The 14,838-nt window shown below is 40.5% G+C and carries 11 protein-coding genes; 10 read left to right on the forward strand and 1 reads right to left on the reverse strand.

The window, feature by feature from the left end:
• Nucleotides 1-184 precede the first annotated feature (184 nt).
• The 6 genes from argJ (at nucleotide 185) to argH (ending at nucleotide 7,847) form a co-directional block, all read left to right on the forward strand.
• Nucleotides 185-1,411: a bifunctional glutamate N-acetyltransferase/amino-acid acetyltransferase ArgJ gene (gene argJ, locus QCD85_RS21215; RefSeq protein WP_301263817.1), complete on the forward strand. Its 1,227-nt coding sequence runs from the start codon at nucleotides 185-187 to the stop codon at nucleotides 1,409-1,411.
• Nucleotides 1,412-1,461: 50 nt separating this feature from the next.
• Entirely contained in the window at nucleotides 1,462-2,265 is an 804-nt protein-coding gene (argB, locus tag QCD85_RS21220; protein WP_301263818.1) for an acetylglutamate kinase, read from the forward strand.
• A 545-nt stretch (nucleotides 2,266-2,810) separates the two neighbouring features.
• The gene (locus tag QCD85_RS21225) at nucleotides 2,811-4,064 is read left to right on the forward strand and encodes an acetylornithine transaminase (RefSeq protein ID WP_273613728.1); all 1,254 of its coding nucleotides are present in this window, start codon (nucleotides 2,811-2,813) and stop codon (nucleotides 4,062-4,064) included.
• A 24-nt stretch (nucleotides 4,065-4,088) separates the two neighbouring features.
• Nucleotides 4,089-5,057 (forward strand): ornithine carbamoyltransferase, encoded by a 969-nt coding sequence (gene argF / locus QCD85_RS21230; RefSeq protein WP_301263819.1) that lies wholly within the window; start codon nucleotides 4,089-4,091, stop codon nucleotides 5,055-5,057.
• A 123-nt stretch (nucleotides 5,058-5,180) separates the two neighbouring features.
• The gene (locus tag QCD85_RS21235) at nucleotides 5,181-6,431 is read left to right on the forward strand and encodes an argininosuccinate synthase (protein ID WP_069328524.1); all 1,251 of its coding nucleotides are present in this window, start codon (nucleotides 5,181-5,183) and stop codon (nucleotides 6,429-6,431) included.
• Nucleotides 6,432-6,440: 9 nt separating this feature from the next.
• Nucleotides 6,441-7,847, forward strand: a complete 1,407-nt coding sequence (gene argH, locus QCD85_RS21240; RefSeq protein WP_301263820.1) for an argininosuccinate lyase — start codon at nucleotides 6,441-6,443, stop codon at nucleotides 7,845-7,847.
• Nucleotides 7,848-8,032: 185 nt separating this feature from the next.
• Here the strand turns inward: argH and QCD85_RS21245 are convergent, their stop codons facing one another.
• A complete protein-coding gene (locus QCD85_RS21245) occupies nucleotides 8,033-8,674 on the reverse strand; it encodes a pentapeptide repeat-containing protein (RefSeq protein WP_301263821.1) in 642 nt (213 codons plus the stop codon).
• 257 nt (nucleotides 8,675-8,931) lie between these two features.
• Here QCD85_RS21245 and uxaC point away from each other — a divergent pair, with 257 nt between their 5' ends.
• From uxaC to QCD85_RS21265, 4 genes are all read left to right on the forward strand, one after another.
• Nucleotides 8,932-10,356, forward strand: coding sequence for a glucuronate isomerase (uxaC, locus tag QCD85_RS21250; RefSeq protein ID WP_301263822.1), 1,425 nt, complete (start codon nucleotides 8,932-8,934; stop codon nucleotides 10,354-10,356).
• Between the two features lie 238 nt (nucleotides 10,357-10,594).
• Complete coding sequence (locus QCD85_RS21255) at nucleotides 10,595-11,992, forward strand: MFS transporter (protein WP_301263823.1); 1,398 nt, start codon at nucleotides 10,595-10,597, stop codon at nucleotides 11,990-11,992.
• Between the two features lie 145 nt (nucleotides 11,993-12,137).
• On the forward strand, nucleotides 12,138-13,139 hold the full coding sequence (locus tag QCD85_RS21260; protein ID WP_301263824.1) for a LacI family DNA-binding transcriptional regulator: 1,002 nt from the start codon (nucleotides 12,138-12,140) through the stop codon (nucleotides 13,137-13,139).
• A gap of 219 nt (nucleotides 13,140-13,358) precedes the next feature.
• Nucleotides 13,359-14,831 (forward strand): tagaturonate reductase, encoded by a 1,473-nt coding sequence (locus QCD85_RS21265; protein ID WP_301263825.1) that lies wholly within the window; start codon nucleotides 13,359-13,361, stop codon nucleotides 14,829-14,831.
• The last annotated feature ends 7 nt before the right edge of the window (nucleotides 14,832-14,838 follow it).

Genomic DNA, 14,838 nt, shown 5'->3' on the forward strand with positions numbered 1-14,838 from the left:
TATAAGCACGACCCAAGTCCAATAAAAAAAAGATTTTTGCAAAGCAAAATATCTAGTCCATAGTGCTTGGCAATATAAGCACGACCCAAGTCCAATAAAAAAAAGATTTTTGCAAAGCAAAATATCTATTCCATGTATAGCATTTAGAGTAGTCATTGTCGATCAGGAAGTGAGAGGAGATATCATGGCAGATCAGGGATTCAAAGTAGTTGAGGGAGGTTCTATTGTAACTCCTCAAGGATTTCAGGTAGGTGGATTGCATTGTGGTCTCAAAAAAACAGAGCGTAACGATCTTGGGGTCATCGTCTGTGATGTACTGGCCAATGCAGCGGCAGTATATACAACGAATCTATTTCAAGCCGCACCCCTTCAAGTGACTCGTGAAAGTCTAGCACATGGCACATTGCGCGCAGTAGTGGCTAATAGTGGAAATGCAAATGCATGCACAGGCAAACAAGGTGAGCAAGATGCATATACGATGCGTGCTCAGACCGCGCAGTATCTAGGTGTACATGAACACGAAGTAGCGGTAGCCTCAACAGGTGTGATTGGTGAATTGCTCAAAATGGATCGTTTATCTGCTGGAATCACTCGCCTTCCTGCACATATCGGCAAAACAGAAGAACATGCAGAAGCATTTTGCCAATCGATTTTAACAACCGATTTGGTTAAAAAAGAAATCTGTGTATCTGTAATGGTAGATGGACAAGAAGTGCATATTGCTGGAGCAGCCAAAGGATCTGGAATGATTCATCCGAATATGGCGACGATGCTTGCTTTTATGACTACAGATGCTGTGATCTCTTCCAGTGCGTTACACCAATTATTAAGTCAAACGACAGATCAGACATTTAATATGATTACTGTAGATGGAGATACAAGTACTAACGATATGTTGGTTGCGATGGCAAGTGGCTTTGTCAAACATAATGAATTAACACCAGAGCATCCAGATTGGGCTCATTTTGCTGCGGCTTTCCGTAAAGTCTGTGAATATCTAGCTCAAGCGATTGCACGTGATGGTGAAGGAGCGACCAAATTAGTAGAAGTGGTTGTAACTGGAGCAATCAGTGAATTATCGGCTAGAGCGATTGCTAAAACGGTAATTGGCTCAAGTTTGGTTAAATCAGCGATGTTTGGAGCAGATGCGAACTGGGGACGTGTTATAGCCGCTGTAGGGCGTGCAGGCGAACCTTTGAATGTAGAGACAGTAGATATTCGATTAGGCGATATCGTCGTGCTGACAGGCTCTAGACCGGTTACATTTGATGAAGAAGCAGCATTAGCTTATTTGCAAGGGGATAAAGTCGAAATCGTGGTTGATTTGCATTATGGCGAAGGACAAGCTGTAGCATGGGGCTGTGATTTGACGTATGACTATGTACGTATTAATGCCGCTTATCGCACATAACAATAGTATTGGATTATTCAAGTTCAAATAAAGGCTAGGTGATACAAACAATGAGCGGATCAACTACACGTACTTTTGTAATGAAGTGCGGAGGAAGTACACTTGCAGCATTACCTGATTCTTTTTTCACCGACTTGAATGAGATTCAATTATCAGGTATCCAACCCGTTATTGTACATGGCGGTGGACCAGCAATCTCTGAAAATTTGAGCAAATTGGGTATTGAAACTGAATTTGTAGGTGGATTGCGTAAAACGACAGAAGAAGTATTAGACGTTGTAGAAATGGTACTATCAGGCAGTATCAACAAGCAGATTGTGCGACGTATCCAGAGTACAGGTGGCAAAGCGATCGGTATTTCCGGTGTAGATGGCTCATTGATCCAGGCCAAACCTGTAGCAAATTCTAGCGAAGTCGGGCTAGTCGGTGATGTAACGTATGTTGAAGCTTCTATTATTCAAGGAATTGTTGATCTAGGTTATATGCCGATCATTGCGCCTGTTGGAAGCGATGCTACAGGACAACGTTATAATATCAATGCAGATACTGCTGCCGGTGCGGTCGCTTCTTTTCTAGGCGTACTCCAAATGATAGTCGTTACAGACGTACCCGGAATCATGCGAACAATAGATGGCAACAAACAAGTATTGCCTCAAGTATCTATTCAAGATATCGAGGATATGATCGCTACCGGAGAAATCTACGGCGGCATGATCCCTAAAGTTAAAGCAGCCATCGCCTGCATCCACGGTGATGTCCAAGAAGTAATCATCGTAGACGGCACCGAACCCCAAGTACTCAGCCGTGTACTCAAAGGCGAAACCATAGGCACACGCATTGTACGTAAAAATTAAAGATACAAACCAAGCTAAAACAACCATTACATCTATAGTTCAGATAGATGATAAACAGTATCTATTATTAAAAACTCCTGTTTATTTTAATTAGTATCTTAAAGATATTCAATCTCATACAAAGTACATGTAACCATATTATCATGTATCTGTGTATCTAACTTAAAATAAATCTTTCTAAAACTGATCATATCTGTGCAAAAGTACGAATCCAGATTAGCGTATTTTAACTAATCAGCTTTTAAACTATTAAATCTATTTCACTAATCCAAAATTCAAGAAATTGAACTACCCTGCCACTCCACCTGTAAAATTAAAAACGATCTTAAAATGAGGTTATATGCACAGAGTGGAAAAAATGGATTTGATTCTGAAAGAGCGAAGCGCTCGCCTTTGAGGTGGTATCCTTACCGCAAAGCGGAATCAAAAGGATACCACCTCAACAGCGACGACAAGAACAAATCCATTTTTGGAACAGTGTTAGCATATCCCCCATTTTCATTCGTTTTTCAAATCACACACTAATTATGAGGAGCGTGACCAGCATGGCTAATCCGATCAGCAGTCAATCTGCACAACCAACACAAACCGAGCAATCTGAAAGTTCTTTATTCCCGACGTATGCGCGTTATCCTATCGCTTTTGCTAAAGGAAAAGGCAGTTATCTGTGGGATACCGATGGCAAAAAATATCTCGATTTCATGTGCGGAATTGCTGTGACGAATCTAGGTCATGCACCAGACGCTGTGATCGATAAACTCAAAAACCAGTTGGATCAACTGTGGCATACATCGAATCTGTTTCATATTCCGAATCAAGAGCAAGCCGCGAAATTAATTACCGATCATAGCTGTGGCGATGCAGTATTTTTCTGTAACAGTGGAGCCGAAGCGAATGAAGGGGCAATCAAGTTAGCTCGCAAATATCAACAAAAAGTCAAAGGTGAAGAACGCTACGAAATTATTACGTTCGGGCAATCATTTCACGGTCGTACGCTGGCTACATTGACAGCTACCGGACAAGATAAAGTCAAAGAAGGATTCCATCCATTGCCTGCTGGATTTGTGACTGTACCTTTACATGACCTGGATGCCCTGAAGTCAGCTGTTAACGAACATACAGCAGCGATTATGATCGAAATGATTCAGGCTGAAGGTGGCGTCTATCCAGTAGAACCTGAATTTATGCAACATATTGTAGACCTGTGTAATGAACATGGATTGCTACTCATTATTGATGAAGTACAGACAGGCATGGGACGTACAGGCAAAATGTTTGCCTATGAGCATTACGGTATCGAACCGGATATTTTCACATTAGCTAAAGGGCTAGGAAGCGGATTCCCGATCGGAGCATTGGTCGGTAAAGCTTTTTTGAAAGAAGCTTTTGTCGCAGGCAGTCATGGCTCTACATTTGGAGGAACACCTTTAGCTACAGCCGCTGTTATCGCTACGATCGAAACGATGCAAGAACATAATGTGGTAGAACAAGCCGCTACGATGGGAACGTATTTACAACAACAATTACAAGAGAAGATCGGTCATCATCCATTTGTCAAAGATATTCGTGGAAAAGGATTATTGATCGGTATCGAATGTGATGGGCCTGTTGGAGAATTGGTTGTAGTTGGACAAGAAAAAGGACTGTTGTTTATTACAGCAGGACCTAATGTGATTCGTCTGTTACCTAATCTATTGGTCACTAAAGAAGAAGTTGATCAAGCAGTGAATGGAATTAAAGAGATTATCGAAGCCTATGCGCCGATTGTAAATAGTCAGACCCAACTCAATGGTAAATAAACAGAAGGATGGAGGTTTACACCAATGACAGATCCAGTATCGAAAAACAGCTCATTAGAGCTTAGTCATTTTAAAGGCAAAGACTTCGTAGAATTAAGCGACTATACAGCAGAAGAAATTCATTTTCTAATCGATCTAGCGATAGAATTGAAACGCAAGCAAAAAGCAGGAGAATCGTATCGTCCACTCGAAGGTAAAACAGTCGGATTAATTTTCGAGAAATCTTCGACACGTACCCGGGTATCTTTTGAAGTAGGTACTTTCCAACTTGGAGGACATGCGTTGTTCTTGAGTAAAAACGATATCCAAATGGGACGCGGAGAGATTATCGCCGATACAGCGCGTGTAATGTCTCGTTATCTCGATGGGATTATGATTCGTACGTTTGGACATGAAAATGTAACGGAACTAGCGAAATATGCAGATATTCCTGTGATTAACGGACTAAGCGATCTAGGGCATCCTTGTCAGGTGCTTGCTGATTTCCAGACGATTGTCGAGAGCAAAGGCAAACTCAAAGGATTGAAATTAGCTTATATCGGAGACGGTAACAATATGGCACACTCGCTGATGATCGGTGGTGCGCGTGTAGGTCTGGATGTGTATGTAGCTAGTCCAGAAGGCTATGAGCCTGATCCTGAAGTGGTGAAACAGTGCGAAGCCTTAGCGGCTGAAAGTGGAGCAACCATCAAAGTCGTACGCGATCCGAAAGAAGCGGTGCAAGATGCAGATGTAATCTATACCGATGTCTGGGCAAGTATGGGCTTTGAAGAAGAGCAGAAGATTCGGGAACAAGCTTTCAAAGATTATCAGGTCAATGAAGAATTGGTCAGTCATGCCAAATCCGATTATATCTTCTTGCATTGCCTTCCTGCTCACCGCGGTGAAGAAGTGAGTGCAGGTGTGATCGATGGACCGAACAGTGTCATTTTTGATGAAGCTGAAAATCGTCTACATGCACAAAAAGCAATTATGGCGGCTTTGATCGGATAACAAAAACGAAGTATTTTTATCGTTACTTTGAATTTGGAACAATAAAGCAAGATCATTGAAGGCGAAAAAATAAAGAAATAACTGCGATTTTGACAAGAAGGAAAATGGAGGGAACACATTACTATGGCTAAAAATAAAATTGTACTTGCATACTCGGGTGGACTGGATACGTCTATCATTTTGAAATGGTTAAAAGAAACGTACGATGCAGAAATTATCGCATTTACAGCAGATATCGGACAAGCGGATGAATTGGATGGATTGGAAGAAAAAGCATTAGCAACAGGGGCTTCCAAAGTCTATATCGATGATTTGCGTGCAGAATTTGCCGAAGACTTTATCTATCCTATGTTCCAAGCAGGAGCGCTATACGAAGGGCAATATCTTCTAGGTACAAGTATTGCTCGTCCACTGATTGCGAAGCGTATGGTTGAGATTGCGCGTGCTGAAGGTGCTATGGCTATCGCTCACGGTGCAACAGGTAAAGGAAACGATCAGGTTCGATTTGAATTGAATGCAGCGGCTCTAGCTCCTGAGATCAAAGTTATCGCTCCATGGCGCTTAGAAACATTCCGTGATCAATTCCCGGGACGTGCAGAAATGATTGAGTATGCTGAAAAACATGGTATTACCGTTACAGCTTCAGCAGCAAAACCATATTCAACAGATCGTAACTTGCTACATATTAGTTATGAAAGTGGTGTGCTGGAAGATCCGAACTTTGATGCAAGTGCAGAAAGCAACAAAGATATGTTCTTACTCAGCGTGTCTCCAGAAGATGCACCCGATCAACCAGAAATGTTAGATTTGGAATTTGAAAATGGTAACTGTGTTGCGCTTAATGGAGAAAAATTAACTCCGCTTGCAGCGATGGAGAAATTGAATGAGCTTGGTGGTAAACATGGTATCGGTCGTGTCGATATGGTGGAAAACCGTTTTGTCGGTATGAAGAGCCGCGGCGTATATGAGACACCGGGCGGAACGATTCTGTTCACAGCTCACCGCAAATTAGAATCATTAACAATGGATCGTGAAGTGATGAGTCTGCGTGATTCGTTAATTACACGTTATAGCAATCTAGTATACAATGGCTTCTGGTTCGCACCGGAACGTCTTGCTCTTCAAGCGCTTGTTACAGAAAGCCAAAAAAATGTAACAGGTACCGTACGTGTGAAATTATACAAAGGCAATATTATTGCAGCAGGTCTAAGCAGTCCATACAGCCTGTATAACCCTGAAATTGCAACGATGGAAGCTGATCCAACCAATGCTTATGATCAAGGGGATGCAGCAGGCTTTATCCAATTGAATGCTCTTCGTCTACGTGTAGGCGCAGGTGTGCGTCAAGCAGCTCAAGCGGATAAAGGAGAGTGAGTCACCAATATGAGTAAATTATGGGGCGGACGTTTTACCAAGCAAACGAATCATCTGGTTGAAGAATATACAGCTTCGATTAATTTTGATAAAGCTTTGGCAGAAGAAGATATTCAGGGCAGTCTGGCACATGTAAGTATGCTAGGCAAATGCGGAATCGTTCCTGCTGAAGATGTAGAAATCATCAAAAACGGACTGAATAAAGTATTGGACAAAATTCGTGCAGGCGAGATTCAATTTTCGGTGTCGGATGAAGATATTCATATGAATATTGAAAAGCACTTGATCGAAGAAGTAGGCGCTGTTGGTGGTAAATTACACACCGGACGTAGCCGTAACGATCAGGTGGCTACAGATATGCATTTATATTTGCGTAAACGTGTGGTGGAGTTAACAGGACTACTTCATGCGTTACAAGAATCGTTGATTACACAAGCGAAAAGCAATATGGATACGATTATCCCGGGATATACGCATCTACAACGGGCTCAACCGATCCTTTTCCCTCATCATCTGATGGCATATGTCTCGATGTTTGAACGTGATATCGATCGTCTGAAAGACAGCTACAAGCGGATCAATGTATTGCCACTGGGTGCAGGTGCACTCGCAGGGACTACTTTCCCGATCGATCGTCATTATGTAGCAGAGCAACTAGGATTTGATGGAGTTTACGAAAATAGTCTGGATGCAGTAAGTGATCGTGACTTTATCGTTGAATTTCTCGCAGGGGCTTCATTAATTATGACGCATCTTTCTCGTCTATGTGAAGAGTTAGTGTTATGGAGCAGTACTGAATTTAGCTTTGTTGAATTGGATGATGCGTTCTGTACCGGTAGCAGTATTATGCCACAGAAAAAAAATCCAGATGTTGCTGAATTGGTACGCGGTAAAACCGGTCGTGTATACGGTAATCTGATCGGATTACTAACCGTACTCAAATCGTTACCGCTTGCTTATAATAAAGATATGCAAGAAGACAAAGAAGGTATGTTTGATACCGTAGCTACTTTGGAAGGTGCACTTCAATTATTTGCTCCGATGATCGCTACAATGAAAGTGAATACAGGACGGATGCGTGAAGCGGTTAATAAAGACTTTTCCAATGCGACTGATATTGCAGACTTCCTGGTAGGCAAAGGGTTGCCTTTCCGTCAAGCTCATGAAGTGATTGGTAAAACGGTCTTGTACTGTATTCAAGAAGGCAAATACTTGCTAGATCTAACATTGGAAGAATTCCAAAACTTCTCTCCATTGTTCGACGATAGTATCTACGCAGTGTTGCAACCAGAAGCTGTCGTGAATGCACGTAATGTATACGGCGGTACAGCAACCGTACAGGTAGCAGCAGCTATCAAACGTGCAGAAGATAAATTAACGCACACTGTAACATGGCTAGAAGGTCATGTGCAGTAGAATACATGAACATATAGGTAAAGCAGAACAATCGCTTAATAATTTTGCATAGAATAGAGCAGGGTTGGAGTGTGGATGATGTCTCATGTTGATCCTCTCTATTCTTATTGCTTTTAACCTATCATTTCAAAAAAAGTCATCTCAAAAAGGACAACCATGCTGATGCTGGTTGTCCTTTTTGAATATTACGATTTGATCACCAACCCCATTAGTCCTACAAATGAAGAAGCTTGATAAGGCGATATAATACATCCGCGTAAATCTTCAATCTCAATCTGCAAACTTGTAAAATCACAGGTGCTTAGATCAACTGTATCTAACGAAGTACCTGACAGCATCGCTGTATCTAATTGACATTGTTCGAAAAAAACAGAGTTAAATACCGATGAACAATAATCAGCACCAAGCAATGAACAATTTTCAAAAAGAACACGTTTGAACTGGGAAAAGCGAAATACAGAATAATCAGCAACACAATCAGTAAAACGAACATTTTGCAATCGACTTTGAGCAAAATCAGTACCGATTAATTTGCAGTTGCGAAATTCAGTACGATGTACAAACGAACGAGGAAATGGAATATTAGACAGATCACATTGATCAAATATTACATCGGTCAGTTCGATTTCAGCTAAATGAGACTCGATCATATCTACGTGTTCAAAGATTGTTTTATCAAAAGAAACACGCTGTGCTTCCTGACGATCAATGGTGAAATGTTCTATTCTGGCGTGGCTGAATTCGTCTTTGGATTGCAATGTGTATAAAGGCTCATGTAAAGCTTCTAAATGCTGAGGAATTTTGGGTGCTTCGATTGAGATATTCATATGTACATGTACCTCCTGAATTGGGATTGTTATTATTGTATATCAACGATAAGTGGTTATTCTATGACTCGGTGCCTAGATTATGATTTTGCTGTGATATCTGTTACAATAACAGCACTTCTTAGTTCATATAACTGTAACAATAAAAATATCGAAATCCTATTGCGTATTCTACAAAAAGAGATACAATAAGACTGTAAATGTTCACGTTAACAAAATGAATAAACATTGCTGAATCAACGAAAGGAAGGAATACAATGACTGCTAAATTTTTGGATCAAAACTTTATGTTACATAGTGATACAGCGATCCAACTGTATCATCAAGTAGCCAAAGATATGCCGATTATTGATTACCATTGTCATTTAAGTCCGCAAGAAATTTTGGAGAACAAAACGTTTAAAAATATTACAGAAGCATGGTTGTACGGCGATCATTACAAATGGCGGGTTATGCGTGCAAATGGTGTAGAAGAAAAATATATTACAGGCGATGCCGATGATTACGACAAATTTCTAGCGTGGGCAAGAACAGTACCGCAATTGATTGGCAATCCGCTGTATCACTGGACTCATCTTGAATTACAACGCTTTTTCGGAGTAGAAGAATTATTAAGTGAAAAGACAGCTCCGCAGATCTGGCAAAAAGTAAATGAACAGTTGCAAGGAGAAGGATTTGGAGCACGTGATCTGATTACCAAATCGAAAGTAACTGTAGTCTGTACAACCGATGATCCATTTGATGATCTTGGTTATCATGCACAGATTCGTGGATTAAGCGATTTCTCTACAGCGGTGTTGCCAAGCTTCCGCCCGGATAAAGCATTAGAAATTAATCGTGCAACTTTCCGTCCGTGGTTAGAGCAATTAGTAGTGGTGTATGGTTCAGATATTCGCACTTATGATGACTTTTTGAAAGCGCTTGAGCAAAGAGTTCGCTTTTTCCATGCGGCAGGTGGACGTGTATCTGACCATGCACTGGATACGGTTGTTTTTGCAGAAGCGACGCAAGCAGAAGTGAATGAGATTTTTGCCAAAGCATTAGAGCAAGGACAAGTAAGCAGTGAAGAAGAAGCGAAGCACAAATCGTATACACTTGTATTTTTAAGTCAATTGTATGCTGAATTGGATTGGGCGATGCAGTTCCATATTCATGCGCTACGTAACAACAATACATCGATGTTCCGTAAGTTAGGGCCGGATACCGGTTATGATTCCGTAAATGATGGATTGATTGCCAAACCATTAGTATCTTTACTAGATGCGATGGAATCGGCAGGAGCATTACCGAAAACGATTTTGTATTCACTGAATCCGAATGATTACCCTGTATTAGCTAGTGCAGCAGGTAGCTTCCAGAGCGGTGGAATCGCTGGCAAAATTCAGTTCGGTACAGCATGGTGGTACAACGATCATCGTGATGGTATGCATGAACAAATGAAATTGTTAGCTAATATGGGTGTGTTAGCACGTTTTGTAGGAATGCTAACCGATTCACGTAGCTTTTTATCGTATACTCGTCATGAATATTTCCGCCGTCTATTATGTGATCTATTAGGAACATGGGTAGAGCAAGGGGAAGTTCCTGATGATATGGAATTGTTAAGCGGTATCGTTGAAGGCATTTGTTATACGAATGCAGAGCAGTACTTTAATTTTCCTGCTGTAGTATCTGTGCAATAAAAAGATACAAAAATCGCTTTGGCTGACTGCTAGAATAAGTGATCTATTATAGTAATGTTCTAGCGTATGCAGTCAAAGCGATCTTTATTTTAAATGATTATGTGATTAATTTCACAATATATGAATGTGTGATAGCAAAGTTATTATGAATGCCATAAGTATAACAACGCGTAGTAGAAGAGCCAAATCGTATCTGTATTGTAAGCGGTTGATTTTATCAAATCAAGGGGTGTGTCACATGGGAGTAGCTACATTAAAAGGGGTCAAAGCAGAAGAAAATGTAATTGACGGCAAGATCAGTCTTAAAGAAAAGATTTCATACGGTATGGGGGACTTTGGGAACGGATTTATGTTTGATCTAGGGCAATTGTATCTGCTTAAATTTTTTACAGATGTTGCCGGTATTCCTGCAATCGCAGCAGCAGGTATTTTTCTAGTCAGTAAATTATTTGCAGCGATCTGTGATCCGATTGTAGGTTCATCGATTGATTATCGCAAAAATATCGGGAAAAACGGTAAATTTAGACCGTATCTGATCTATGGAAGTATTATTCTTGCGATTCTTACAGTGTTTACGTTTATCTCACCTAATCTATCGGTAACCGGTAAATTAATTTATGCGTATGCGTCTTATATGATCTGGGGAATTGGCTATTCATTTGTTAATATCCCTTATGGTTCACTTGGAGCATCGATCACTCAGAATACGATTGAACGAGCGTCATTATCTTCATTCCGTCAAGCCGGTTCGCTTGGAGCACTATTTGTGACCAGTGTTATTGTGATGCCTTTGATTGTGCATTTCGCTAATCCATCTGTAGGATTTCCGGTAGTTATGGGAATTATGTCTGTGATTGGAGTACTTGCTTTTATTGTCTGCTTCCGCGGAACCAAAGAACGGATTATTAGTCAGGCAGCTCCTTCTGAAAAATTATCGGTCGGCAGTGTAGTCAAAACGTTTGTCAGTAACAAACCACTGTTAGTGCTCGTATTAATGACGGTGTTTACCATTTCAGCTTATAATATCAAATCAGCGATGTTGATTTATTTTGCTCAATATAATCTTGGTAATGTGGAACTAATGGCGTATATGAACTTTATTATTATCGGATCTTCCTTTATCGGCGTGTTATTTTTACCTAAACTGGTGAAAAGATTTGGTAAACGCAAAACAGCGATGATCGGGCTTGGAATAAGTGTAATAGCAGATACAATCAACTTTATTGCACCATCGAATGTGTATCTTTTCACAATCTTAGCAAGTATTGCTTTTATCGGTATTAGTATTCCGAATGGTGTTACATGGGCATTTGTATCCGATATTATCGATTACGGAGAATGGACTTCTGGCGAACGTAAAGAAGGAACTACTTATTCGTTGTTTAACTTTTCACGTAAATTGGCACAATCATTATCCGGTTTCTTATCAGGGGTAGGTCTGGCTGTAATCGGTTATGTACCGAATGTCGTGCAGACAGTAGGGACGCAGATCGGGATCAAAGCATTACTTTGTCTGTATCCTGCGATTGCACTAGCGATTGCGATGTTAATTATCGGATTAATGTACAAATTAACAGATAAAAAGCATGAACAAATCGTCGAAGAATTACAATTGCGTCATCAACCTTTAGAGTAAATACGAGTGAGAACAATCGCATAGCGTCCGGCAACCATCCGTATTATGGTGAGTAGATCATAATATGTTATTCTTAGGAGAAGAGGAACGACCGTATCCTCTATTCTGTTCTATTGGACAAGCTGGAATAAAGGAAGGTATGCATATGGCAGCCACAATTAAAGATATCGCAAAGCTAGCGAATGTTTCTCATACGACTGTTTCTCGTGCACTTAATAATAGCCCTCTTATTAAAGAGGTCACCAAACGTAAAATTATGCAAATTGCGCAAGAAGTTAATTATATCCCTAATTATAATGCGAAAAGTCTGGTCTTACAGCGGTCGCATACGATCGGGTTGTTTTTTACCAGTATCTCTAATGGTACAAGTAGTAGCTTTTTTGCCGCCACGATTCGCGGGGTGAATCGTGTGATCGGGATTGAATACAATTTATTTGTACGCGGAATAGATGATTATTTGGATTACAGTTCTATTCATCATAAGCGATTTGATGGCATTATTTTGATGAGTCAAAGTGAAGCTGATAACGACTTTATCGATCATGTGCTAGAGCAAGAGATTCCGATTGTTGTTCTTAATCGTCTACTGCCAGATGCGAATCTAGTCAATATTGTATCTAATGATAAAGAAGGCTCGTATCATGCTGGTCATTTTCTAATACAGCAAGGTCATACGCAGATTGCGATTATAGAAGGAATCAAAAGCTTCAAATCGACAGAACAACGCCGATTAGGATTTTTACAAGCGATGGAAGAAAGTCAATTATCGATTCCAGCAGAATATATTGTCGGTGGAGAATACGATACAGAAAGTGGTTATCAAGCGATGCAACAATTGTTAGCATTATCATCACCACCTACCGCTGTATTTTGCTCCAATGATGATATGGCAATTGGTGCGATGAATGCGGCATTTGAACAAGGGTTGAAAGTACCGCAAGACTTATCGATTGTCGGCTTTGATGATATCAATTTCTCGATGTATACCAATCCTGCGTTAACAACAGTGAAGCGTCCGATCGAAGATATTAGCGCGCGTGGGGCAGAGAAAATATTAGAACAGATTCGTGAGAAAGAAACCCAACAAGAATTGATCTTTGTCGAAACTGAATTGATTCAACGTAAATCAACAGCAGTTCGTTCGTGATAAAGGTTCAAAGTATATTCATCAGCTAGTCTAGAAGGAGGATTCCAGAGCATCAGTAGACGCACAGGAATTCTCTTTTTAATAAATAATAAGATTGTGATCTAATTCACTTTGTTAACGTGTGCATAAAATTATAATCATTAGTAAGTACTTTATAAATGAACGTAAGATTCGTTCACCATAGACAGTTCAACAAATCAACGATCAGGAGGATCTATAATGAACACACTCAACCGAACCACATACCATGCTACAACCTATACTGAAAAAGTAGTGCAATTTGGCGAAGGTAATTTTTTGCGAGCTTTTACCGATTGGCAGATTCATCAGATGAACAAAAAAGCGAACTTTGATGCAGGTGTTGTTATCATACAACCGTTAGCTACAGGGATGGCTGAACCACTCAATAAACAAGATGGATTATATACGGTATATCTGGAAGGTATTCAAGATGGACAGCCTTCTCAGACACATGAAGTGATTGAGTGTGTAACACGCGGAATCAATCCTTATGAACATTATGAAACCTATGAAGCTTTAGCCTATCAACCAGAACTTCGCTGGATCATTTCCAATACAACAGAAGCAGGAATTGCTTTTCATCCAACAGATCAGTTAGCAGATCGTCCACAGCAAAGTTATCCGGGTAAATTAACATCGCTATTGTATCGTCGGTTCCGTCATTTTCATGGAGAAGCAAGTAAAGGGTTTATTATTCTTCCATGTGAATTGATAGATCATAATGGAGATGAACTAAAAAAAATCGTGTTGCAATATGCAGACTTGTGGAACTTAGAGCCTGAATTTGTTGCATGGGTACATCAAGCAAATACATTTTGTAGCAGTCTGGTAGATCGGATTGTTCCCGGTTATCCCAAACAGCGTATGCCTGAGATTACAGCAGAGCTTGGATATGAAGATTCATTTGTTGTAGTAGGTGAACCATTTCACTTACTTGTGATCGAAGGGCCGTCTTGGATTGAGCAAGAATTGCCGTTTGCCCAAGCAGGTCTGCATATCAAAGTTGTAGAAGATATGGCTCCGTATCGTACACGTAAAGTACGTATTTTGAATGGTGCTCATACCGCTATGACCCCTGTTGCTTATCTGTATGGCCTAAATACAGTTGCAGAGACGGTCGATCATCCGGTGACTGGCGCTTTTGTACGATCATTGATCCAGGATGAGATTATACCTACGTTGGATTTGCCAGCAGAAGAGCTAGAGCAATTTGCTGAGGCTGTAATGGAACGGTTCCGTAATCCGTATGTACAACATTTTCTAATGAGTATTTCACTAAATAGTATTTCCAAATTCAAAACGCGCGATCTACCAACACTAACTGCTTATATCGAACAGACAGGCAAATTACCACAAAAACTTGTTTTTTCCCTTGCAGCTTTGATCACTTTTTATAAAGGAGATCGCAGTGGAGAACCGATCGCGTTAAACGATGATATCGCTGTATTACAACAGTTAGCTGAATTATGGAAAGTATGCGATAACAGCCAACAAAGTCTACATCAGCTCGTTACAGCTGTTCTGGGAGAATCATCTTTCTGGGGAATGGACTTGAACCATTATAGCGGCTTAACCGAGCAAGTGACGAACGATCTGTATCGTATTCAACATCAAGGCATTGTCGTTGCTTTGCAAGCGTTGATGGATCATTCTGCAACACCTACTTCTTAATGGATAC

The sequence above is a fragment of the Paenibacillus sp. PsM32 genome (genome assembly GCF_030433815.1).
In the GTDB taxonomy this organism is placed as follows: Bacteria; Bacillota; Bacilli; order Paenibacillales; family Paenibacillaceae; genus Saccharibacillus; species Saccharibacillus kyungheensis.